The sequence below is a fragment of the Rhizobium sp. BT03 genome (genome assembly GCF_030053155.1).
Classification (GTDB): Bacteria; Pseudomonadota; Alphaproteobacteria; order Rhizobiales; family Rhizobiaceae; genus Rhizobium.
Genome location: NZ_CP125640.1, coordinates 4229558 through 4252023 on the forward strand (window position 1 = coordinate 4229558; position 22466 = coordinate 4252023).

Annotated in this window: 24 protein-coding genes; 11 read left to right on the forward strand and 13 right to left on the reverse strand. The window is 63.7% G+C overall.

What is annotated here, in order from left to right; translation table 11 throughout:
• Positions 1-178 precede the first annotated feature (178 nt).
• Complete coding sequence (serB, locus tag QMO80_RS20500) at positions 179-1069, reverse strand: phosphoserine phosphatase SerB (RefSeq protein ID WP_283198120.1); 891 nt, start codon at positions 1067-1069, stop codon at positions 179-181.
• Here serB and miaA point away from each other — a divergent pair.
• Positions 1068-1964 carry a tRNA (adenosine(37)-N6)-dimethylallyltransferase MiaA gene (gene miaA, locus QMO80_RS20505; protein ID WP_283198121.1) on the forward strand — a complete coding sequence of 299 codons (897 nt, stop codon included), beginning with the start codon at positions 1068-1070 and terminating at the stop codon, positions 1962-1964. The genes serB and miaA overlap by 2 nt on opposite strands.
• Positions 1965-1993: 29 nt before the next feature.
• Here the strand turns inward: miaA and QMO80_RS20510 are convergent, their stop codons facing one another.
• The gene (locus QMO80_RS20510) at positions 1994-3463 is read right to left on the reverse strand and encodes a PLP-dependent aminotransferase family protein (RefSeq protein WP_283200241.1); all 1470 of its coding nucleotides are present in this window, start codon (positions 3461-3463) and stop codon (positions 1994-1996) included.
• A gap of 97 nt (positions 3464-3560) precedes the next feature.
• Between QMO80_RS20510 and QMO80_RS20515 the strand changes: the two genes are divergently transcribed.
• The gene (locus QMO80_RS20515) at positions 3561-4175 is read left to right on the forward strand and encodes a LysE family translocator (protein WP_283198122.1); all 615 of its coding nucleotides are present in this window, start codon (positions 3561-3563) and stop codon (positions 4173-4175) included.
• A gap of 22 nt (positions 4176-4197) precedes the next feature.
• On the forward strand, positions 4198-5112 hold the full coding sequence (locus QMO80_RS20520) for a dihydrodipicolinate synthase family protein (RefSeq protein WP_283198123.1): 915 nt from the start codon (positions 4198-4200) through the stop codon (positions 5110-5112).
• Here the strand turns inward: QMO80_RS20520 and QMO80_RS20525 are convergent.
• Positions 5097-7121 (reverse strand): ATP-binding protein, encoded by a 2025-nt coding sequence (locus QMO80_RS20525; protein ID WP_283198124.1) that lies wholly within the window; start codon positions 7119-7121, stop codon positions 5097-5099. The genes QMO80_RS20520 and QMO80_RS20525 overlap by 16 nt on opposite strands.
• A gap of 324 nt (positions 7122-7445) precedes the next feature.
• On the opposite strand from QMO80_RS20525, the gene QMO80_RS20530 reads away from it, so the two are divergent.
• Both QMO80_RS20530 and ilvN read left to right on the forward strand, forming a co-directional pair.
• Positions 7446-9236 carry an acetolactate synthase 3 large subunit gene (locus tag QMO80_RS20530; RefSeq protein WP_283198125.1) on the forward strand — a complete coding sequence of 597 codons (1791 nt, stop codon included), beginning with the start codon at positions 7446-7448 and terminating at the stop codon, positions 9234-9236.
• Positions 9237-9319: 83 nt separating this feature from the next.
• Positions 9320-9892, forward strand: coding sequence for an acetolactate synthase small subunit (gene ilvN, locus QMO80_RS20535; protein WP_003593459.1), 573 nt, complete (start codon positions 9320-9322; stop codon positions 9890-9892).
• 324 nt (positions 9893-10216) lie between these two features.
• On the opposite strand, the gene QMO80_RS20540 is transcribed toward ilvN, so the two are convergent.
• On the reverse strand, positions 10217-11065 hold the full coding sequence (locus QMO80_RS20540; RefSeq protein ID WP_283198126.1) for an aldo/keto reductase: 849 nt from the start codon (positions 11063-11065) through the stop codon (positions 10217-10219).
• A 150-nt stretch (positions 11066-11215) separates the two neighbouring features.
• Between QMO80_RS20540 and QMO80_RS20545 the strand changes: the two genes are divergently transcribed.
• Positions 11216-11809 carry a LysE family translocator gene (locus QMO80_RS20545; protein WP_283198127.1) on the forward strand — a complete coding sequence of 198 codons (594 nt, stop codon included), beginning with the start codon at positions 11216-11218 and terminating at the stop codon, positions 11807-11809.
• On the opposite strand, the gene QMO80_RS20550 is transcribed toward QMO80_RS20545, so the two are convergent.
• A complete protein-coding gene (locus tag QMO80_RS20550; RefSeq protein ID WP_283198128.1) occupies positions 11801-12277 on the reverse strand; it encodes a DUF2269 domain-containing protein in 477 nt (158 codons plus the stop codon). The two genes, QMO80_RS20545 and QMO80_RS20550, sit on opposite strands and share 9 nt — an antisense overlap.
• The gene (locus QMO80_RS20555; RefSeq protein ID WP_283198129.1) at positions 12277-13551 is read right to left on the reverse strand and encodes an SDR family oxidoreductase; all 1275 of its coding nucleotides are present in this window, start codon (positions 13549-13551) and stop codon (positions 12277-12279) included. Before QMO80_RS20555 ends, QMO80_RS20550 begins: the two co-directional genes overlap by 1 nt.
• A 406-nt stretch (positions 13552-13957) precedes the next feature.
• On the opposite strand from QMO80_RS20555, the gene nthA reads away from it, so the two are divergent.
• From nthA to QMO80_RS20570, 3 genes are read left to right on the forward strand one after another with little or no spacing between them, the layout of a single operon-like run.
• Positions 13958-14605 carry a nitrile hydratase subunit alpha gene (gene nthA / locus QMO80_RS20560; RefSeq protein WP_283198130.1) on the forward strand — a complete coding sequence of 216 codons (648 nt, stop codon included), beginning with the start codon at positions 13958-13960 and terminating at the stop codon, positions 14603-14605.
• Entirely contained in the window at positions 14602-15261 is a 660-nt protein-coding gene (nthB, locus tag QMO80_RS20565; protein ID WP_283198131.1) for a nitrile hydratase subunit beta, read from the forward strand. The genes nthA and nthB overlap by 4 nt, the downstream gene beginning before the upstream one ends.
• Positions 15248-15619 carry a nitrile hydratase accessory protein gene (locus tag QMO80_RS20570; RefSeq protein WP_283198132.1) on the forward strand — a complete coding sequence of 124 codons (372 nt, stop codon included), beginning with the start codon at positions 15248-15250 and terminating at the stop codon, positions 15617-15619. Before nthB ends, QMO80_RS20570 begins: the two co-directional genes overlap by 14 nt.
• A gap of 3 nt (positions 15620-15622) precedes the next feature.
• On the opposite strand, the gene QMO80_RS20575 is transcribed toward QMO80_RS20570, so the two are convergent.
• Genes QMO80_RS20575 through QMO80_RS20585 form a run of 3 tightly spaced genes read right to left on the reverse strand, consistent with a single transcriptional unit; the run spans position 15623 to position 17319 of the window.
• On the reverse strand, positions 15623-16405 hold the full coding sequence (locus QMO80_RS20575; protein ID WP_283198133.1) for an anti-sigma factor: 783 nt from the start codon (positions 16403-16405) through the stop codon (positions 15623-15625).
• Complete coding sequence (locus QMO80_RS20580) at positions 16402-16917, reverse strand: RNA polymerase sigma factor (protein WP_283198134.1); 516 nt, start codon at positions 16915-16917, stop codon at positions 16402-16404. Before QMO80_RS20580 ends, QMO80_RS20575 begins: the two co-directional genes overlap by 4 nt.
• Positions 16918-16938: 21 nt before the next feature.
• The gene (locus QMO80_RS20585; protein WP_184344495.1) at positions 16939-17319 is read right to left on the reverse strand and encodes a hypothetical protein; all 381 of its coding nucleotides are present in this window, start codon (positions 17317-17319) and stop codon (positions 16939-16941) included.
• Between the two features lie 238 nt (positions 17320-17557).
• On the opposite strand from QMO80_RS20585, the gene QMO80_RS20590 reads away from it, so the two are divergent.
• Complete coding sequence (locus tag QMO80_RS20590) at positions 17558-18046, forward strand: Rrf2 family transcriptional regulator (RefSeq protein WP_283198135.1); 489 nt, start codon at positions 17558-17560, stop codon at positions 18044-18046.
• Between the two features lie 13 nt (positions 18047-18059).
• On the opposite strand, the gene QMO80_RS20595 is transcribed toward QMO80_RS20590, so the two are convergent.
• From QMO80_RS20595 to QMO80_RS20610, 4 genes are all read right to left on the reverse strand, one after another.
• Positions 18060-19541, reverse strand: coding sequence for a mechanosensitive ion channel family protein (locus QMO80_RS20595; RefSeq protein ID WP_283198136.1), 1482 nt, complete (start codon positions 19539-19541; stop codon positions 18060-18062).
• A 96-nt stretch (positions 19542-19637) separates the two neighbouring features.
• Complete coding sequence (locus tag QMO80_RS20600; protein WP_283198137.1) at positions 19638-20054, reverse strand: cupin domain-containing protein; 417 nt, start codon at positions 20052-20054, stop codon at positions 19638-19640.
• 35 nt (positions 20055-20089) lie between these two features.
• Positions 20090-20845, reverse strand: coding sequence for an SDR family oxidoreductase (locus tag QMO80_RS20605; RefSeq protein WP_283198138.1), 756 nt, complete (start codon positions 20843-20845; stop codon positions 20090-20092).
• A gap of 68 nt (positions 20846-20913) precedes the next feature.
• Positions 20914-21393, reverse strand: coding sequence for a carboxymuconolactone decarboxylase family protein (locus QMO80_RS20610; RefSeq protein ID WP_283198139.1), 480 nt, complete (start codon positions 21391-21393; stop codon positions 20914-20916).
• A gap of 131 nt (positions 21394-21524) precedes the next feature.
• Here QMO80_RS20610 and QMO80_RS20615 point away from each other — a divergent pair, with 131 nt between their 5' ends.
• On the forward strand, positions 21525-22430 hold the full coding sequence (locus QMO80_RS20615) for a LysR family transcriptional regulator (RefSeq protein WP_283198140.1): 906 nt from the start codon (positions 21525-21527) through the stop codon (positions 22428-22430).
• Positions 22431-22466: the final 36 nt, after the last annotated feature.

The following is a 22466-nucleotide window of genomic DNA, read 5'->3' on the forward strand; positions in this document are numbered from 1 at the left end:
AGATCGCAAGCGGCTTGCGCCCCCTGCCTATCTACCGTTTCGTCGTGCTGGACGCTGATTATTTGGGGAAGCGGGTGCGCCCAGCCGATCTCCCCACCTGTGGGGGAGATGCCCGGCAGGGCAGAGGGGGCGGCCACGGACACGCGGGTGAAGGCGGAGAGTGTGTGCCGTGTCGGCTTCAACCCGTTACAAAATCCGTCTTCCGATAGCCCTGGATGTAGAGCAGCGCCGTCAGGTCGCCGTGGTTGATGCGCATCTGCGCCTCGGCGGCGACGGCGGGCTTGGCGTGGAGGGCGACGCCGGCGCCGGCGAGGTGAAGCATGCCAAGGTCGTTGGCGCCGTCGCCGACGGCGATCGCGTCGTCAGGCGAAATGCCGAGGCGAGCCGAAATCTCGTTCAGCGCGTCGACCTTCGCCTGCTTGCCGAGGATCGGTTCGGCGACGAAGCCGGAGAGGATGCCGCCATCTTCGAGCAGCGTGTTGGCGCGGTTCTCATCGAAGCCGAGGGTGGCGGCGATGCGGCTGGTGAAGACGGTGAAGCCGCCGGAGACGAGGGCGGTGTAATGGCCTTTCGACTTCATGGTGGCGATCAGTTCCGGGCCGCCCGCCGTCAGCGTGATGCGCTTGGCGATCACTTCGTCGACGACCGATATCGGCAGGCCCTTCAACAGGGCGACGCGTTCACGCAAAGCGGGCTCGAAAGCGATCTCGCCGTTCATGGCGCGGGCGGTAATGGTCGCCACCTTCTCCTTCAGGCCGACTTCGGCGGCAAGTTCGTCGATGCATTCCTGGCCGATCATCGTCGAATCCATGTCGGCGATCAGCAGTTTCTTCCGGCGGCTCTCCTGCTCCTGGACGACGAGGTCGATCGGCGCGCCTGATATGACGGCAAGAATAGTGGTCTCGGCCGCTTGCGCATCCGTGCCGTCACGCAACGCGATGTCGCAGGCGATGCCGTCGGCCAGCCAGTAGAGGCCGGAAGCGTTCACCGCTTCTGCCGCCTGTTCGGCGATCTTGGGTGTCAGCACGGGATTTGACGGATTGGCAACAAGCGTGGCAACGAGAGCCATGATGGAAAACCTTCTGAGCACAGTGAACGCGATCCTGATAACCGGGCCGACGGCCAGCGGCAAGTCCGCGCTCGCCGTCGAATTGGCCAAGCGCCATGACGGCGCGGTCGTCAACGCTGACAGCATGCAAGTCTACGATACGCTGCGGGTGCTGACCGCGCGCCCGTCGGAAGAGGAGATGCAGGGTGTGCCGCATCATCTATACGGCCATGTGCCGGCGGGTGCGGCCTATTCCACCGGCAGCTGGCTGCGCGATGTCTCGGCGCTGCTGCCGGCGCTCAGGGCCGCGGGCCGGCTGCCGGTCTTCGTCGGCGGCACCGGGCTTTATTTCAAGGCGCTGACCGGCGGCCTCTCCGATATGCCCGAGATACCCGAGGCGCTGCGGGAGGAACTGAGGGCGCGGCTGCTGGAGGAAGGGCCGGAGAGGCTCCATGCCGAGCTCGCCGAGGCTGATCCCGCCATGGCGGCCAGTCTTAACCGCCAGGACGGGCAGCGCATCGTCCGGGCGCTTGAAGTGATCAAGGCGACGGGACGGTCGATAGCCGAATTCCAGGGTCGGTCGGGACCGGTGGTGATCGACGCTGCACAGGCTCGCAAGATCGTCGTGCTGCCGGATCGGGCGGTGCTGCATCAGCGCATCAACGGGCGTTTCGAAAAGATGCTGCGCCAAGGCGCGGAAGATGAGGTGAGGGCGCTGCTTGCGCTCGACCTGCCCGCCGAGGCGCCTGTGATGAAGGCGATCGGGGTATCGCAGATCGCGGCGATGCTGAAGGCCGGGATGACGCGCGACGAGGTGCTGGAGAAGGGTGCTGCGGCGACGCGGCAATATGCCAAGCGGCAAATGACATGGTTCCGCAACCAGATGGATGACAGCTGGGAACGGCTGGCAGTCTAGCTTCGGCGGCGGCCACCCACTCCGAAGATCTACAGGTTCAGCAGTTTGACGAGTTCGCCAACCGCCGCCTGCAGCTGGTCCGGCAGAAATCCGCCGAAGCCCAGCATCAGGCCGGGGCGCGCCGGCTGCGCGGCATACATCGGGGAGATCGCGCGCACCGCAAGGCCGGCCGATAGGGCGCGGGCTGCGAGCTGCACGTCGTCGGTCCCCTCGGGCAGCCACAGAAGAATGTGCATGCCCTGGTCGCTCGGCTGAATGCGGCAGCTGTCGGGCAAGGCCCCCTCGAGGCTTGCGAGCAGGATTGCGCGGCGTTCGGCATAGAGGCCGCGGATGCGGCGGATATGGGCTTCGAAATAGCCTTCCCTCATATAGGCCGCCAGGACGTGCTGCTCTGCGGTCGGCGAGTGCCGGTCGAGAATGGCGCGGGCACCGGCGAAGGCTTCCGCGAGCGGAGCAGGGGCGACGACATAGCCGAGGCGCAGCGATGGAAAGAGCACCTTGCTGAAGGTGCCGAGATAGACGACGCGAGAGGGACGCAAGCCCTGCATCGAGGGGAAGGGGTGTCCGGCATAACGCAGCTCGCTGTCGTAATCGTCTTCGACGATCCAGGCGCGGTTTTGATCGGCCCAGGCGATGAGAGCGTTGCGGCGCGCCATGCTGAGCGGCATGCCGACCGGATATTGATGCGAAGGGGTGACGAAGGCGGCGCGCGCCTGCGGGCAGAGTTCGAGGCCGCGTTCCACGTTCATTCCCTGTGCATCGACCGGGATGCGATGCGTCCCTACGCCGAGATCGTCGAGCACGGCCGTGAGCCCGGGATAGGCCGGATCCTCAGCCCATACCGGATCGTCCCGCGATAGCAGGACACGCCCCGCCAGGTGGAGGCCCTGCTGGGTGCCCGACGTGACGATCACCTGTTCCGGTTCGCAGTGAACGGCCCGTGCACGGCGGACGTGGTCGGCTATGGCGACCCGCAGCTCGTACAGTCCCATGGGATCTTGATAGCTCGCGGGGGCTGCCGGTTTCGACGCGCGCACGCGATTGCCGAGGCGGCGCCAGTTGTCGTCGGGCGCGATGCCGGAAGCCGGGACGGCGATGGCGAAGGGAATGGGCGGGTGAGGGGTGAGCGCGCGGGCGATCGATATCAGCCGGGCCGCCGGGAGAGGCAGATCGATGGTATCGGCGCCCGGCGGCGCTGCCGGTGCGGGCGGAAACGCCGGCGTCGCGTCCACCAGGGCCGAGGCAACACGGGTTCCGGCCCCGACCTTCGCTTCGAGATAACCTTCGGCGGTCAGTTGATCGAACACCCCGACGACGGTGCCGCGGGCGATCTTCAAGGACGCAGCAAGGGTGCGCGTCGAAGGGAGGCGCTCGCCCGGCCTGAGTTCTGCGCTCGAGATCGCGCTGCGCAGGGCCTGGGCAAGTTGGCGGCCGACATCGGCCGTTCGGTCGATGGCTTTGAGCGATGGGATCTCGATGGCACTGCGCCGCTTGGACATGGCAAAATGGCCCATGAAAATTCTTGAAAATGGCGCTTCATGATGGACCAATTTTCGAGGAGAAGGAAGCGAAGTGGATGTTTCCGGAAAGAAAGAAATGCAGGATCTTCTCGTCGTCTACATCGCCTATGTCATCGCGGCAGGCAGTCCCGGGCCAAGCAACATGGCCATCATGAATGTAGCGATGCGCCAAGGGCGGCGGCCGGCCTTGGCGCTTGCCGCCGGGGTGATAACGATGTCGACATGCTGGGGGCTGATCGCGGTCACGGGCATCTCGACACTGCTTGTCCGCTATGCTCACGCGCTGCTGGTCCTCAAGATCGCAGGCGGCGTATACCTCCTCTGGCTCGCCTGGAAAGCGGCCCGCTCGGCCGCCGCCCCGGATGCGCCGGCGGGTGAACTCGCCCGGCCTGCTGCGGAGCTCGGCGTGCTCTATCGCCGCGGGATCCTGATGCATCTCGGAAACCCGAAGGCGGTTCTGGCCTGGGTCGCGATCATGTCGCTCGGTCTCAAGCCTGGCGCCTCGCCCGAGACGGCCGTCACGGCGTTCGGCGGCTGCGTGCTTCTCGGGATCTCGATATTTTCCGGTTATGCCGTGCTGTTTTCGACGGCGCCGATGGTGCGCGGCTACGCGCGGGCGCGCCGCTGGATCGAGGGAAGCCTCGCCGTTTTCTTCGCGGGCGCCGGATCGCGCCTGCTGTTCTCCCATTGACCGCTTTTCTCAGGATCGCATCATGTTTTCAGTGTCTCCGTTTCATGGCCTTTCGGCTTTTCCGCCAACCCCCGTCGACATGGATGGCCGGGTGAACACCGAGGCCCTTTGCCGCCTTCTCGAGCCTTTGCGTGATGCGGGCGTCGCCTCTATCGGTCTTCTCGGCAGCACCGGGATCTATGCCTACCTCACGCGCGAGGAACGGTTGCGGGCCGTCAGGGCGGCGGTCGAATGCGTTAAAGGGCGTATTCCCATCGTCGTCGGTGTTGGCGCTCTCCGGACAGATCACGCCTGTGACCTTGCGAGGGATGCCGAAATGGCCGGCGCGGATGCGCTTCTGCTGGCGCCGGTCGCCTACACGCCTTTGACCCAGGAGGAAGCCTTCCAGCATTTCCTGGCGGTCGCGAAGGCGGCGGCGCTGCCGCTCTGCATCTATAACAATCCCGGCACGACTCACTTCACCTTCAGCCGCGAGCTTCTGCAGCGCCTCTCCGATATCGAGACGATCAAGGCGGTGAAGATGCCTCTGCCGGCCGACGGCGATGTGCGAGGGGAACTCGCGGCATTGCGTGGAAAGACCGATCTCGCGATCGGCTATAGCGGCGACTGGGGCGCGGCCGAAGCGCTGCTCTCAGGCGCCGATGCCTGGTACAGCGTCGTCGGCGGCTTGCTGCCGCGCACGGCCCTTGCCTTGACCAAGGCGGCGACGGCAGGCGACGGCGATGAGACGCGCAGGCTCAATGGGCTGCTTGAGCCGCTTTGGACGATGTTCAAGGAATTCGGAAGCATCCGTGTGGTCTATGCCCTCGCCGAGCATCTTTTGCTGGCCCAAGCAGAGCTGCCGCGGCCTCTCTTGCCACTTGGGCCGACGGAGCGGCAGCGTGTGCTCGAGGTTGCCGAGCCGCTCACAGCTCTGGAGCGTCAATCCTTGTTGTAGAGGCTGCTCAGCGGTTTTTTCAGGATGCTTTCGCGTAGCGACGTGCCGGGCTCGCGGCGGGTGACCGCGGGCTGATCCGTTGGCGGTGCCGGCCGGGGAAAGACCGGTTCTTCGCGGCGCATCTCGCGGCGGAGCGCGTCCAGCCGGGGGTCGATCGCCGGCGGCGCGGCGGGGTCGAGCCGCGGCGCCTGCGGCAGCAACTCGCGCCGGTAGGATTCGAGCGGGGCGGATGACGGTACAGGCGAGGCATAGGGCTTATCGTCGATATCCTCGTCCTTCGCGTCAACCTCGTCGGGGGCTGCCGCTGATGCGGCATAGCTCTGCTGGAAATTCGAAATGTCGGGTCCGACGGTCACCGCCCGCATGCGGGTGACGATCTTGCGCAGATCGACCGTATCCGGATCTTCCTCGCTGTGCTTGCTGTTGGCGCTGGCGGCCTTCGGCAGCAGGCTTTCGTCGACGCGGGAAAAGCGCATGCGCATCGGCACGCTGATCGCCTCGCCGAAGGCGATCGCCTCGCCATTGCCGATCGAGGAGATGAAGCTCGTCGTCGAGATCGACGAGTTCGGGATGGCCGAGCGGATGATTTCCTGGTCGCGGTCGTTGGCCAGGCGCATGGCAAACAGCGTCGAGCACTGCGACAGGATCGTCTGGTCGAGTTCACCCGGCCGCTGGGTGATGATGCCGAGCGAGACGCCGTATTTCCGGCCCTCCTTGGCGATGCGGGCGATCGCCTGGCGCGTCGGCACGAAGCCGAGGCTGGGATCGGAGGGGATATAGCGGTGGGCTTCCTCGCAAACGACGAGCATATGGATGGCGCCTTCGCTCCACAGCGCCACCTCGAAGGCCATGCGGCAGAGCACGGAGGCGACCGAATTGACCACTTCGGAGGGGATGCCGGCCAGCTGGAAGGTGCAGATCGGCCGGTTTTCGCCGGGAATGCGGAAAATCTGCGCGATGGTCTCGGTGATCGTGTCGCTGATCGTGTTGTTGGAGAACATGAAGTGATAGCGCGGATCGTTGATCGCGGCGATGAGGCGCATCTTCAGCGACCGCAGGAAAGGCTTTTCCGTGCGGCCTTCGAGGCGGCCGATGCGCTCGTCGATCAGCGCCAGCAGATCGGCCATGCGGTAGGGAACTGGTGTGTCCGCAGTGATCGAGCTCTTTTCCGTGGTGCGGCGCACCAGCGAGTTGTCGCTGCCGCGGAAGGCGCGCTTGGCCTCGGGCAGGATATCGCGCAGCATGTCGAGTTCTTCCGGCACCGGCGGGCGGCCGCGAAAGACGACTTCGGCGAATTCCTCCAGCCGCATCAGCCAGAAGGGCAGGTCGAGCGTGTCGGTATCGATGGTGACGGCGTGCTTGGGAAAGGCGGCGGCGAATTCGTTGTGCGGATCGAGGATCAGCACGCGCAGCTTCGGGTTCGCCGCGATCGCCTTGTGCAACAGCAGCGACACGGCCGTCGATTTGCCGACGCCGGTGGAGCCGACGACGGCGAAATGCTTGGAGAGCATCGAGGGGATGTGGATCGCCGCATCGATGCTTTCGTCCTGCGTGAGTTTGCCGATGACGGCGGTCGTGCCTTCTCCGGCATCGTAGATGCGCATCAGGTCGGCGGCGCGGATGCGATGGGCGATGGCGCCGAGATAGGGATAACGCGAAATGCCGGTGGAGAATTCCTCGCGCCCGTCCTCGTCGACACGGACTTCGCCGAGGAGTTCGGTCTCGATCTTGAAATTATTGTCCTCGCCTTCGCCCCAGGCATGGCTGCCGGTGTTCATCTGATAGACGAGGGCAACGACGCGGTTGCGGCCGACGCTGATCGAAATCAGCCGGCCGACGGACCAGAGTTCGGTAAGATCGGTGCCGCCTTCTTCGGCGACGGCGGCAATCGTCGCCCGGGATCCGCTGCACGCAACGACGCGGCCGAGAAAGCGATTTCCCGGCGCATGGCCGTCGCGGCGATCGTGCTCGCCTGCCTTGCCAGACACGCGCAAGTCGTTGTTGAGCAAAGGGCTACTCCCTGCAATGGGGCATAATAATAAAGTCCATCCTTTAACAAATCCTTCAAACCATGGTTTTTAGAGGGTAAAGGGGCGCGGATGGATTTTTATTGCGGCATGCGTTGACGCTGCGAAATTTTCTGTCTATCACTGCCGACCATGAAAATCGCAACGGCTCTTATCGTGGTGGGAAAGCGCATGGGCAGGATGGTGTAACCATCCGGCGGTAGCCACCCATGCGCTAGATGACAGGCTCCTCAGGGGCCTTTTTTTATGCCCGAAATTCGGGCTTCCGGCCACAAACGCAAATCCCAGCATAAACGGAACAGACAGATGAGCACGGACAATCAGGCGGCAGGCAATCGGATGACGGGAGCGGAGATCGTTCTCAAGGCGCTGAAGGACAACGGCGTCGAACATATCTTCGGCTATCCCGGCGGCGCGGTCCTGCCGATCTATGACGAGATCTTCCAGCAGGAAGAGGTCAAGCACATCCTCGTCCGTCACGAGCAGGGGGCAGGCCATGCGGCCGAAGGCTACGCTCGCTCCACCGGCAAAGTCGGCGTCATGCTGGTCACCTCGGGTCCGGGCGCCACCAATGCGGTCACGCCGCTGCAGGACGCGCTGATGGATTCGGTCCCGCTCGTCTGCCTGACCGGCCAGGTTCCGACCCCGCTGATCGGCTCCGACGCCTTCCAGGAATGCGATACGGTCGGCATCACCCGGCCCTGCACCAAGCACAACTGGCTGGTCAAGGACGTCAACCAGCTCGCCGCCGTCATTCACGAGGCCTTCCGCATCGCCCAGTCCGGCCGTCCGGGCCCAGTCGTCGTCGATATTCCGAAAGACGTGCAGTTTGCGACAGGCACCTATACGCCGCCCGCCGATTACACGATCCAGAAGAGCTATCAGCCGAAGATCCAGGGCGACCTCAACCAGATCCATGCAGCGATCGAGCTGATGGCGACTGCGCGCCGTCCGATCATCTATTCCGGCGGCGGCGTCATCAATTCCGGCCCCGAGGCCTCCAAGCTGCTGCGCGAGCTGGTCGAACTCACCGGCTTCCCGATCACCTCGACGCTGATGGGGCTCGGCGCCTATCCGGCTTCGGGCAAGAACTGGCTGAAGATGCTCGGCATGCACGGTTCCTACGAAGCCAACATGGCGATGCATGACTGCGACGTCATGGTCTGCATCGGCGCCCGCTTCGACGACCGCATCACCGGCCGCCTCAATGCCTTTTCGCCGAATTCGAAGAAGATCCATATCGATATCGATCCCTCTTCGATCAACAAGAACGTCCGTGTCGATATCGGCATCCGCGGCGATGTCGGCCATGTCCTCGAAGATATGGTCCGCCTGTGGCGGGCGTTGCCGAAGAAGCCGGAGAAGAACCGTCTCGAAGAATGGTGGACCGATATCGCCCGCTGGCGTGCGCGCAACTCCTTTGCCTATACGAGGAGCAATGAGGTCATCATGCCGCAATATGCGCTGGAGCGGCTCTATGCGCATACCAAGGACCGCGATACCTACATCACCACCGAAGTCGGCCAGCATCAGATGTGGGCGGCGCAGTTCTTCGGCTTCGAACAGCCGAACCGCTGGATGACCTCAGGCGGCCTCGGCACGATGGGCTACGGCCTGCCGGCGGCCCTCGGCGTCCAGATCGCCCATCCCGACAGCCTCGTCATCGACATTGCCGGCGACGCCTCGATCCAGATGTGCATTCAGGAAATGTCGGCGGCGATCCAGCACGATGCGCCGATCAAGATATTCATCATGAACAACCAGTATATGGGCATGGTGCGCCAGTGGCAGCAATTGCTGCACGGCAACCGCCTGTCGAACTCCTATACCGAGGCGATGCCCGATTTCGTCAAGCTGGCGGAAGCCTATGGCGCCGTCGGCCTGCGCTGCGAAAAGCCCGATGAACTCGACGATGCTATTGTTGAGATGATCGAGGTCAGGAAGCCGGTGATCTTCGATTGCCGGGTCGCCAATCTCGCCAACTGCTTCCCGATGATCCCCTCAGGCAAGGCGCATAACGAAATGCTGCTGCCTGATGAAGCCACCGACGAAGCGGTCGCCAATGCGATCGACGCCAAGGGCCGCGCGCTCGTCTGACATTTTTAATTTGCGCATAATCCTTTCCGAAAATCGTTTTCGATTTTCGGGGTTATGCGACAGGGAAGAGGAAACTCAAGACCATGAACGCACACCTACAGCCCACGGGCTCCGCCTACTTCATCTCACCGGAAACGGCGGCGATCGAAAGCCACACGCTTTCCATTCTCGTCGACAACGAACCGGGTGTTCTTGCTCGGGTCATCGGCCTGTTTTCCGGCCGCGGCTACAATATCGAGAGCCTCACCGTCTCCGAGACCGAGCATCAGGCGCATCTTTCCCGCATCACCATCGTCACGCGCGGCACACCGCACGTGCTGGAGCAGATCAAGGCGCAGCTCGAGCGCATCGTGCCGGTGCACCGCGTCGTCGATCTGACGGTGCGCGCCCGCGAACTCGGCCAGGAGCGGCCGATCGAGCGCGAGGTGGCGCTGGTCAAGGTGGTCGGCGAGGGCGAGATGCGCGCCGAGACGCTGCGCCTTGCCGATGCTTTCCATGCCAAGGTAGTGGATGCGACGATCGATCACTTCATTCTGGAGATCACCGGCAAGTCCTCGAAGATCGACCAGTTCGTGGCGATCATGAAACCGCTCGGCCTCATCGAGGTCTGCCGCACCGGCATTGCTGCGATGAACCGCGGCGCGCAGGGGATGTGAGGCTGCTATAAGCTTGGCCCTTCGAGGTTATCCTCGGCTGGCAAGGGACGGAGACGGCGTGGCAAATCTCTTCTCCCCTCGAGGAGAAGGTGCCGGCAGGCGGATGAGGGGCCACACGGAATATCCCTTCCGTGATAGTTCGTTCCCCGCATCGCAACGTTGCGCCCCAATGTGGTCTACGCTTGTATGAGGATCATTTGAAAGGCTGGCGTCACCGGCCCCCTCATCCGCCCTTCGGGCACCTTCTCCCCGCTGGGGAGAAGGGGGAATCGATAGGTCGCGGCGTATAGCTGATAGACGTGGAGCAGTTCGAGCCGCTGGATATCACAGCATCTCCAGCGGCTTTTTCCTTGCCGGCGGTGGGAAGGCGGCGTCCAATGCCTGCCAGTCGTCATCGGTGATCTCAAGCGAGACGCAGTCGCGATTCTCAGCCGCGCGTGCGGCATTCGATGTCTTCGGGATGACGATGACGCTGTCGCGTTCCAGGAGGAAGGCCAGCGCCAGCTGCGCGGGCGTTGCCTGATAGGCCTTGGCGATGCGGATCAGTTCGGGATGGTGGAGGATATGTCCCTGCTCGATCGGCGAATAGGCCATGACGGGAATGCCGCGGTTCTGGCACCAGGGCAGGAGATCATATTCGATGCCGCGGCGGGAGAGATTGTAGAGCACCTGGTTGGCCGCGACATTGGCGCCGTCGGGAACCCTGAGCAGTTCCTCCATGTCGTCGGTATCGAAATTGGAGACGCCCCAGGCGGCGATCTTGCCTGACGCTTTCAGCATTTCGAAGGCGGCGACGGTCTCGGCCAGTGGATAGTTGCCGCGCCAGTGCAGGAGATAGAGATCGATGCGGTCGGTGCCGAGCCGTTCCAGGCTGCGCTCGCAGGCTTCGACCGTGCCTTTCAGGCTGGCGTTCCAGGGATAGACCTTGCTTACGAGGAAGACCTCTTCGCGCCGTCCCCTGATCGCCTGGCCGACGATCTCCTCGGCGCCGCCGTCGCCATACATTTCGGCGGTGTCGATCAGCGTCATGCCGAGATCGATGCCCGCCTTGAGGCTTTCGATCTCCATCCTGGCATGGCCGGCATCCTCGCCCATGGCCCAGGTTCCCTGGCCGAGCGCCGGCACTTTCGTGCCGCTCGGGAATTTGACAGAGGGGATAGGGTCGTCCTGCATGATTTTTTCCATTTTTCAGGAGATTGCGCAGCGCTTCTATCTTTCAACCAATCCTGTCACCATGACAATGATGTAATGGCATCGTCCGTTTAGGACAGCTATGCTGACCTAAATAGAGTGCGCCGAAAGAGCCGCGCTTCGGGAGGTCGCATGCCGCTGGATACGTTTTTCGCCCTTGTTCTCTTTGCCTTCACGACGTCGACCACGCCGGGGCCGAACAATATGATGCTCTTCGCCTCGGGCGTGAATTTCGGCTTCCGCAGGACGATCCCGCATATGTTCGGCATCGGCGCCGGCTTCTTCTCGCTGCTGATCGGCGTCGGCCTCGGGCTCGGGGCGCTGCTGCACACGTTGCCGCTGGTCTATACGGTGCTGAAGTTCGCCGGTGGCGCCTATCTCGTCTGGATCGCCTGGAAGATCGCCTCCTCGCGTTCGCTGAGCGAAGGCAAGAGCAGTACGGCGCCGATGTCCTTCGTCTCGGCGGCGGCCTTCCAGTGGGTCAATCCGAAAGCCTGGGTGATGGCGGTCACGGCGATGGCGACCTATACCAATCCCGAACTCTACCTTGCCAGCGTGCTCATCGTCGGCCTGGCTTTCGCGGTGGTCAACGTGCCGAGCGTTTCCACATGGGCGGGCTTCGGCTCGGCGCTCAGGGAATGGCTTTCCGATCCGGTGCGGCTGAAATGGTTCAACATCAGCATGGCGGTGCTTCTGGTGGCGAGCCTTTGGCCGATGCTAAAATAAGGCGATCGACGGTTTCGTCAGCATCAGCCAGAAAATGCCGATGACGGAGAAGAAGGCCGGAAAGCCGAAAGCGAACCAGATGCGGTAGAGGCTGAAATAGGCGGGCGGCAGGGCGCTTGCCGAGGCTGCCGCAGTACGGGCGAGATCGCGCAGGCGGATCTGGATCCAGACGACCGGCAGCCAGAACAGGCCGGTGACGACGTAAAGCAGCAGCGACAGCGCGATCCAGCCCTCCGACAGGTCCCAGCCGATCGAGCGGGCAAGGAGATAGCCTGTCATAGGCTGAAAAATGGCGGCGGTGGCCGTGAAGATCGTATCGGCGATGACCACGGTTCCGGCGACATGGGCGATCAGGACGGGATCGCGCGTGCGATGCGCCATCACCATGAAGAAGGCGATGCCGGCGCCGGTGCCGAAGAGCACGGTCGCGCCGATGACATGGGCAAGCAGCAGCCATTCCTCGAGCATCAGCGTTCATCCAGGGTGGCAAGGGCGGTCAGCGTCAGCAGGATCGATGGCAGCACTTTGACAAGAACGCCGAGCGGATCGAGCCAGAGCGTCGGTTCGAGCAGGCTTGCGCCGATGAGATAGGCGAAGGAGACGGCCAGCATGCCGAGAAGGGCGCGTTTGGCGAGTGGACGCACAAGCACGGCGGCGCCGAGTGCGGCGTCGATCAGGCAGGTCGCAAGCGTCAGCGCCGTGGCCGTGGCCTCCGGCATGAACGGCAGGAAGTGGGCGGATGTTTTCGTGAGCGCCAGCAGCGGGATGAGGCCGGAGAGCAGCCAGAAGGCGGAGAGGCCTGATATGACGAGCGGCTTCAGGAGATAGAGCCGGGCAAACCAGAGATCCTGCACGCCGGAGGGATTGGCCGAGAGTGTCGCCGTTGCGGATGTCGCGGTTAGGCCGCTTTCTCCTTTCGCGCTTCGGATGCCTTCCGACATCACAGTCATCGCCGTCGAGCGCAGCGGCGAACGCCAGCCGAGCAGCCCTGCCATATCGGCAAGCCACGTCACGGGCTTCGCAAGCCATGGGGCAAGGGAAAAGACGCGGGCGGGCGGCAGGCCCAGCCATTGCCGGTGAAGGCTGACGAGATCGGCGAGCGTCAGAACCTCGTCGGCGGCAAGATCGATATCACCCCGGAGGCCGCCTGCGACCGCCCGCGATACGGCTTCCGCCACATCGTCCACCGACAGCGTTTCGATCGGGCTTTCGGCATGGACGAGCGGCAGCGCCAGGGGGAGGGCGGCAAGCGCCCGGAGCAGCGACGAGCCGCCATGGGCATTGCGGCCGAGAACGAGGGCTGGGCGCAGGATGAGATGAGGCAGGCCGCTTGTCGCCAGCGCCTCGTCGGCCCGGCGCTTGGTGGCGAGGAAGGGCAGTTCGCCCGCCGCCCCGGTGGTCCGTGCCGATATCTGCACGATCAGAGGCTGGGACATGCGTTTGGCGGCGGCATAGAGAGCCAGCATTGCCTCGGCTTGCGTGGCGGCCAGATCGTCCGCCGGCCCGTCCTGCAGCGCGCCGGCGCAATTGACGACAACCTGCTGGTCTTTGAGGATCTCGTCCCAGTCCTCAGGCTTCGTTATGCGGGAGAGATCGGTACGCCGCCAGTCGATCGCCGGCTGTTTCAGCCGGGCACGCGTGGGATTGCGGCCGAGCCCGGTCACGGCATGCCCATCGGCGACGAGGCGGGCCGCGACGACGGAGCCTATGAAGCCGGTTGCGCCGAGAATCAGAATGTTCATGGCGGGAGATTAGCGGAAAAGATCAGGGCGCATAGAAGGGCTTGGCGGGGTTGTGGTGTGTGGTAGAAAGAGCGGTGAATATTTCCACGAAGGATGCTTTGAGGGAGAGCGAGGCCTCGCCTCATCCCCCTTCTCCCCATCGGGGAGAAGATGCCGGCAGGCAGATGAGGGGGTGAGCGGCGAAGCCGCGAATGCACGGAGCGCAAGCGGAGGGCAACAATGACGGGCGTGCCGTGCGGCCCCCTCATCCGACCCTTCGGGCCACCGACCGGGGTTGAGCCGCTGGGCTCAACCCGTGCTTCGGACCCCCGCTGGGGAGAAGAGGGTGCAAGGGGCTGGCCTTACCCATCCTTCGGCCGCGTGAGAGCAAGTGGGGCGCCTATCCGCGTTCCGGGAGGATATTGCGATGCACGACGACCACGACCAAAATGACGACCACGCTCACCACCACCATGACCACGACAACCACTATTCCGACATGCAAGCCCGCGTCAAAGCGCTGGAAACGCTGCTGACGGAGAAAGGGTTGATCGACCCTGATGCGATCGATGCGATCGTCGAGACCTATGAGACGAAGGTGGGGCCGAGGAACGGCGCGCATGTCGTCGCGAAAGCCTGGAGCGATCCTGATTTCGCCGACTGGCTCAGGCGCGATGCGACGGCGGCGATCGCAAGCCTCGGTTATACCGGCCGGCAGGGCGAGCATATGCGGGCCGTCTTCAACACCGCCGAGACCCATAATCTGATCGTCTGCACGCTCTGCTCCTGTTATCCCTGGTCGGTGCTCGGGCTACCGCCGGTCTGGTACAAGGCGCCGGCCTATCGCTCGCGGGCGGTCATAGATCCGCGTGGCGTGCTCGCCGAATTCGGGCTGACCCTGCCGGAGGAGAAGAAGATCCGTGTCTGGGATTCGACGGCGGAGTTGCGTTATCTCGTCATCCCAGAGCGGCCGGACGGTACGGACGGAATGGACGAAACCGCACTGGCCGGCCTCGTCAGCCGCGATGCGATGATCGGCACGGCGGTCGCCGGCAGCCCGGAGGCTCTATCATGAACGGACCGCACGATCTCGGCGGGCAGATGGGTTTCGGGCCTGTCGCGCCCGAAAAGGACGAGCCCTATTTCCATGCCGAATGGGAAAAGCGGGCGCTCGGCATCACGCTGTCCTGCGGCGCTTTCGGCGCCTGGACGATCGATGAAAGCCGGCATGCCCGCGAAAACATTCCGCCGGCCGATTATCTCGCCGCTAGCTATTACGAGATCTGGATCCGCGGCGTCGAGACGCTGCTCGCACGCCACGGTTTTGCCACGCGCGAGGAGCTGCTCTCCGGGCGAAAGCTGCAGACAGGCACGGTGCCGAAGCGGGTGCTGAAGGCGGAGATGGTGCCGAGCGCGCTGGCGAAAGGCGGGCCTTGCGATCGTCCTGTCGAAACCGCCCCGCGCTTTGCGGTCGGCGAGACGGTAAGGACGAAGAATTTCAATCCGGCCACCCATACACGGCTGCCGCGTTATGCGCGCGCCAAGACGGGCGTCGTCGAGGCGGTGCAAGGGGCCTTCGTCTTCCCCGACGACAATGCGCATGGCCGAGGCGAAAATCCGCAATGGCTCTATACCGTCGTTTTCGACGGCGGCGCGATCTGGGGCGAGGGCGCGGACCCGTCGCTGACGGTCTCCATCGATGCGTGGGAGAGTTATCTTGAGCATTTGTGAGACGCCGTCGCAGCTGGCGCAATCACCAGGATTGCCGAGGTCGCCGGAGGGGGAACCGGTTTTTCCCGAGCCTTGGGCGGCGGACGCTTTCGCCATGACGGTGCATCTGCATGAAAAGGGGCTGTTCGCCTGGAGCGAATGGGCCGAAGCCCTGTCTAAGGAATTGCATAAGCCCGGTCGTGCCGAAGATGGCAGCGACTATTTCGGCTGCTGGGTGGCGGCCCTTTCCGAACTGCTCGTCAGCCGCGGCATAGCGGATGCATCTGTCATCCTCGACCTGCAGCAGAGCTGGCAGCGCGCCGCGGAAGCCACGCCGCACGGGCAGCCGATCGAACTTAGCAACGATCCGCTGCGCTGATTTTCACGAGGGAAATTGCCTATAGCATTCCTCGGCCACACTACGCAGCGTTTCACGCGTGATTTCGCCGGTGACGGCGTAGCCGAGTTCGCCATCGATCCAGTAGAAGGTTTCGAGATTGCCCGATGAGGCGAAGCGGAAACTCGTCGTGCGGTTTTCCGTGTTGCGGCCGACGATGACCGTCAGGCGCTCGCCGGCCTGGTTCTCGTACATGAACATGGCGCCCGGCCTGTCATCGACCGGCAGCAGGCGGCCGCCGACCAGCTTGAAGCCGAGCGGCTGCAGGTTCGGGATCTTCAGGTTCTGGATGGCGAGGCGCTTGCCGAGCCAGGTGGCGAGATGTGCCTCCTCGTCGGCGAAGACCTCGACCGGGTGGCGAACCTCGGCGGCATAGACCATGAACGCGGTCTCGGCCTGCTTCGGCAGGGTTTCGGAACCGGCAAGCTGCAGCTCCGGCCTTTCCAGCAGTGCCGGGCCGTAGTGGCCGCTGACGGCGCCGAGCGCGAAGACGACGAGGGCCGCGGCGGCGATCGCCGGGCGTCTCCACCCCGATGAAACGGTGCGCGGGGGTGATAGGAGCAGGATGTCGGTGTCCTTCGCCTGCTCATATCCTGAAAACAGCGACCGGATACCGCTATTCTGCGCCTGCCATTCGGCGACCAGCGCCGCCTCGTCGGGATTGTCGGCAAGATAGGCTTCGACGCGGGCGCGCGCTGTTTCCGGCAACTGGCCGTCGGCATAGGCGTGGAGATCGGCTTCGGTGACGATCGGGTTGGTCTCGTTCATTTCGGTCTCCGAAGCGTAATGACGTTGTCGGCTTTCAGCCGCTCGGCGACGCGCTGGCGGGCGCGCGACAGCCGGGACATGACGGTGCCGATGGGGATATCGAGGGCGGCGGCAACCTCGCCGTAGGTGTATCCCTCGATGACCACGAGCATCAGGACGGCGCGATGCTCCTGCGAAAGACTGTTCAACGCATCGTCGAGCCGGGCACGCGCCAGCGGATCGGCCGGCGGTTCGGGGGTGACGATACCCTCGGCGGCGTCGAGTTCGACCAGGCCGTCGCGCGCCTTGCCGCGCCGGCCGTTGCGGTAGAGATTGGTCATGATGGTGAGGACCCAGCCGCGCAGATTGAGGCCGCGCCATTGGCCGCGGCGCGCCAGTACCTTCTCGACGCAATCCTGGAGCAGATCCTCGCCATCGGCATCCGAGCGCGTCAGGCTGCGCGAATAGCGCCTGAGCGAGGGGAGGAGGGCCAGGATCTGGCCCTCGAAACTTTCAGGTGCGGGTGTCTTCACGCCAGCTCTCTTGTCATGAAATCAGGGCTTGGCAAGGTCCCAGTTGCCGCCGACGCCATCGCCGGTGATGTCGCCCGCCTTCTTGTCCTTGACCCAGTAATAGAGCGGCATGCCGTCCTTGGCCCATTGCTTCGTGCCATCCTTACGATCGATGATCGAATATGCACCATCGGCCTTGGCATCGGAAGCGGCCATCAGCGGCGGCCAGTTCTTGGCGCAGTCGTCGTTGCAGTTGGAAACGCCCTTGGCGTCCTTTTTGAAGGTGTAGAGTGTCATGCCGTTTTCGCCGGCAAGAACCTTGCCCTTGGCGGATTCGACTTCCTTGACAGGAGCGGCTGCGAAAGCAGCGGTCGCGGCGAGGGCGGCGGCGGCCACGACGGACAGGAATTTCACGGATGTCATGATGTCTCTCCTTGAGAATTGGGCACGCAATTTCGCGATACCTGAGATGAGACACGGGACGCGGCGGTTTTATTCCCGACGCATGGAAAGTTTTATGGCAGGAGGCGTGCGGGAGCCTATGCCGACATTCCGAAGGCAGGGCGAAGGCCGGTTTGCGCGATCATTTACATCCCGCCGATTTGTGGATAGTGTATATCCTTAATTCCGTTCGCAGAACCAGTATCACGCGAGTTGCTGAATGATCCTGAAAAGCCAGGTCGAGTGGGCGCTCCATTGTTGCGCCATTCTCGCGGGCCTGCCCGAGGGCAGGTATCTCTCCACCAAGGCGCTCGCCGAGCTTCATGGACTGCCGAAGGAATATCTTTCCAAGGCGCTGCAGAGCCTGTCGCAGGCATCGCTGGTCGATACCACGCTCGGCCCGAGCGGCGGTTACAGACTTGCCAGACCCTCGTCCGAGATCAATTTCCTCGACATCGTCGAGGCGGTCGAGGGCAAGGCGCGCAGCTTCACCTGCACGAACATCCGTGAGAACAATCCCTGCCGGCCGGCCGGCTATTGCGACAGCAAGCCCTGCGCGGTCGCCCGCGTCATGTGGGAAGCCGACGAGGCCTGGCGCAATACGCTGCGGCGCGTTCGCCTCTCCGATCTGGTCGGCACCCTGTCCGAGGAGGTTCCGCCCGATATCTGGCGGGACACGTTTGAATGGGTGCTGAAGCGCGCCGGCTGAGAGGTGCGAAATCCTACGCCCTGAAAATGGTCCTGATGGTCTTCAGGATGGCATGGGCGCTGCGGATCTGTTCCGGGGGCAGGGCGGCGCCGTCGCGGAAGCGTTCGGCGCGGCCGGCGAGATGTTCGGCGATTTCTTCGGCGAGCGCCGGGCGTTCGGAAAGCAGCGGTGCGAAGGCTTCCTGGTCGATTTCATAGGCCGTCACCGGCGTCAGCGCTTCAAGGGTGCAGACTTCCTGCATGCCGGCGAGCAGGCCGGTCTCGCCGAAGAAATCGCCGGGCGCCAGCCGTCCGCGTTCCTCGTCCGCATGCCGGGCGGCGATGATGCCGGCGCGCACCATCATCAGCGAGGGCAGCATTTCGCCCTCGCGCACGATGATATCGCCTTTGCGGAACTGCCGGGCAGCGGTGGTTTCGGCGAGCTTTGCCTTTTCCTCCGCCGTCAGCGTCGCAAAGACCGGAATGGCTTCGATCAGGGCAAGCGGCGTCACGCGCGGCGGCTGGGCGTTTTCCTCGGTCGGCAGGTCGGCGGCAAGGATCCTGGCCGAGGGCGGAACGGCGATCAGCAGGCCGGCGGATTTGCAGTGGCGATAGACGAGATCGAGCACCTCGTTTCGCGCCGGCACACGCTGGCTGGGGCTCGTCACCCGGAATTGCAGCTCGACTTCGAGCGCGGTGGCATCAAGCCCTTTCAGGGCGACCACCGGCGGCGGGTCGCGCACGATCGAATTGCAGCTCGTCAGCGCGGTCAGCATGACCTGGCGGATCGAGGCCGGCATGCGCGTCGGGGCGATGCGGATGGTGAGGATCAGCAGATGGGTCTCGTCCGGCCGGCTGACATTGGTCAGGCCGAGCTTGGCGAGAAAGCTGTTCGGCAGCACGACGATATTGTTGCCGGGGGTCAGGATGTGCGTTGCGCGCCAGTTGCTCTCGACGACGCGCCCTTCCGTGCCGTCGCTCAAAAGGATCCAGTCGCCGATGACATAGGGCCGGCCGAGGGTCAGCGCGATGCCGGAGAAGACGTCGGCGAGCGTGTTCTGCAGCGCGAGACCGAGAATGATGGCGACGACGCCCGATGTGGCGACTAGGGTTCCGATCGGCACGCCGAAGACGAAGGCGAGGATCGAAAGCATCATGCCGATATAGACGATGCCGATGACGAGATCCTGGAGCAGGCGGGCCTCGCGCGGGCTGCCCTCCAGCACCAGGTAGAGCCTGATGAAGCCGATGACGGCCCATGCCAGGTGAACCCACCAGAGCGATTTGGCGAGGATGACGAGCAGGGCCTGAGGGTCCTGCGTCTCATATCCCTGGAAGCGGTGGGGTTCGATGCCGCTGCCGACGAGGATCAGCGTCATCACGGCAAAGAAGAGGATCTGCACCACCAGCCGCGTCGTCGGGCGCTGGCTGGAGAGGAAGTACCAGACGACGATGCCGGCGAAGCCAACCGTGATGAGCGATATCAGAGGCTTGCCGAAGAGCGCGTCGTAGATCATCTCACTCTTTCTCCGGGAAGGGCGGGTGGCACATGATTGAGCATGTCGGCCAGCTGCGCAAGCTTCGAGCCCGCGCGGCCGGCCTTCGGCGGATCGTCAGTTCTGCAGCGGGAACGTCAGCTCTTTCTGTTCGGTGTCGACGACGAAGACGGCGAGCAGGCGGGCGGGCTGCGTGTCGCTGCCATTGGCGCTGACGCCGTGGCGGTCGCCCGGCATTTCCGAGAAGCTTTCTCCGGCCTGATAGGTCTTGACCGGACCGTCATTGACCTGGCTGCGGATCGATCCCTCAAGCACGGTGGCGTAGATGAAGGCCGAGTCGGGATGGGTGTGGCCTTCGGAGAAGCCGCCGGGGCCGTATTCGACCAGCACGCCCTTGATGCTCTTGCCCGGCACGTTCGGCAGTTCGTGTTCATAGACGAGCGTCACCTTGGCGGACTTGCTGCTGTCGTGGGCTGAAACGCCGGTGGCTGCCAGAAAGGCGAGGGCGGCGGCGAGGAATGATGACTTGATCATGGCAATCTCCTTATTGCCTGGGGTGAGAGGGGCGATCATTTCGGCCGGGCGGATGTGGCGAACCACTGTTCGAAGGTGATGGAACCGAGGCGCGGATCGTCGTCGGAAACGAGCGACTGGTCGTTGAGCCTGGCGCCGAAATATCTCGCCTCGGCATCGGCCTCGACGGTCCTCGGATCTTCCATCGCCCTGAGATAGCGGGCGACGAGCTCGCTGAGGCGGACCCGTTCCGGGCCTGATATTTCGATCGTCTTGTTGGCCGGGGCCGAAAGCGCCACGTCGGCCATGGCGTCGGCGACGTCGTCGGAAGCGATCGGCTGCACATAGGCGGGCGACAGGCGAACCGTCTGGCCGACCGTGCCGGACTGGGCGATGCCGTTCAGGAATTCCATAAACTGCGTCGAATGTACGATGGTATAGGGAATGCCCGATGCCCTGATCAGCTGTTCCTGGGCGAGCTTGCCGCGGAAATAACCGCTTTCCTGCAGCCGCTCAGTGCCCACGACGGAAAGCGCGATATGGTGCTTCACGTCGGCGGCCTTTTCGGCGGCGAGAAGATTGCGCCCCGACGTCTCGAAGAATTCGAGCACCGCCTTGTCCTCGAAGGAGGGCGAATTGGCGAGGTCGAGCACGACGTCGGCGCCCTTCAGCGCTTCTGCCAATCCTTCCCCGGTGATCGTGTTGACGCCGGAGTTCGGCGAGGCGGCGATCACTTCATGTCCGCGTTTGCGCAGGCGCTCGACAGTTTTCGAACCGATGAGGCCGGTTCCGCCGATGACGACGATTTTCATAACGGATCTCCGTTCGCTGCCGGGTTTCGGCAGTGCCAAAAGTGAATCTTCTCAATGAATTGTAATGGTTAGTTCAGGCCAGCCTTATCGAGGCCATAGGCCTTGTCGGCCGAACCGGGGACGGTCTTGAAGCCGACATTGACGCGGTTCCAGGCATTGATGGCCATGACGACGAAGGTCAGGTCGGAGATTTCCTTTTCGGAAAGCTGGCCGCGAACCCGTTCATAGATCTCGTCGGGAATGCCGCCTTCGGGAAGTTTCGTCAGCGCTTCGGTCCAGGCAAGGGCGGCGCGCTCGCGGGGAACGAAGAGGTTCGATTCCCGCCAGATGGCGATATGATGGAGACGCAGTTCCGTCTCGCCGTGGATCTTTGCCTGCTTCACATGCATATCCAGGCAAAAGCCGCATCCGTTGATCTGCGAAGCGCGGATTTCGATCAGGGCCTGGAGCTTCTCGTCGATCACGCTGCTGCGCAATGCCATGCTGAATTCCATGAACTTCTTGAAAAGCTCGGGGGACTGCTGGGCGTAGTTCAATCGCTGGGTCACGTCTGTCTCCTTCAATTAAGGATATTATGTATCCTTATGGATAAAATGTATCCGTAATTGCTGGACTGTAAAGCCATTCTCGCTTAGTCTGCCCGCATAAAGCCTATGCGCAAAAGTATGAGGGGGCAGGGATGGATATCGTTTCGGCATTGCGAACCTTCCAGCGCGTCGTGGAGACGGGGTCCTTCTCGGCAGCGGCGCACGATCTCGACGTGACGCAGCCGGCGGTCTCGCGGCAGGTCGCGGCGCTCGAAGGCCATTTCAACACGCGCCTCCTGCACCGTACGACGAGCGGCCTGTCGCTGACGGCGGAGGGAGAGCGGATGCTGCCGATGGCGCTCCGGATCCTCGAAGCGGTGGAGGAGCTCGGCGATGCCGCCGGCTCGGAGGGCGCCATGGCCTCCGGCAAGGTCAGGCTCAGCGTTCCCGCACCGCTCGGCCTCTATCTCAGCGAGCGGCTCGGTGATCTGCTTGCCGCCCATCCGAAACTCTCGGTCGAACTGCTCTTCAGGGAACAAAGCTCCGATATGATCGAGGAGCGCCTCGACCTCGAAGTACGTCTCGGCTCGGTCGCCGACAGCAGCCTCGTCTGCCGCCGGATCGGCTGGACGACCGCCTTCCTCGTCGCGTCTCCCGCCTATCTCGCGCGCAAGGCCGCCCCGCGCACGCCCCGGGATATCAAGGACCATGAATGCCTGTGCTACAACAGGGCAGGCGAGGCCAACAGCTGGTCCTTCTCGAACGGCTCGGAAGACATATCGGTCCGGATTTCGCCGCGGCTGACCGCTTGCAATGCGGTGGCCATTCACCGGGCGGCCCTTGCCGGAGCGGGTCTTGCAGTGCTCTCGCACATCATCGCCAGGCCTGATATCGCCTGCGGCCGCCTGATCCCCGTGATGGAGAACTACCAGCCGAGCCGCCTGCCGGTCACCGTCGTCTACCCCTCGCGGCGCAACATGCCGCTGCGCGTCAAGACGGTGCTGGATTTTCTCATCGGCGCCATGGCGCAGGACCCGTCCATGTGCGCGAGCGGCTGAGCCTGCGCCGGAAGGCCCGATTAAATTGCCTTCGCA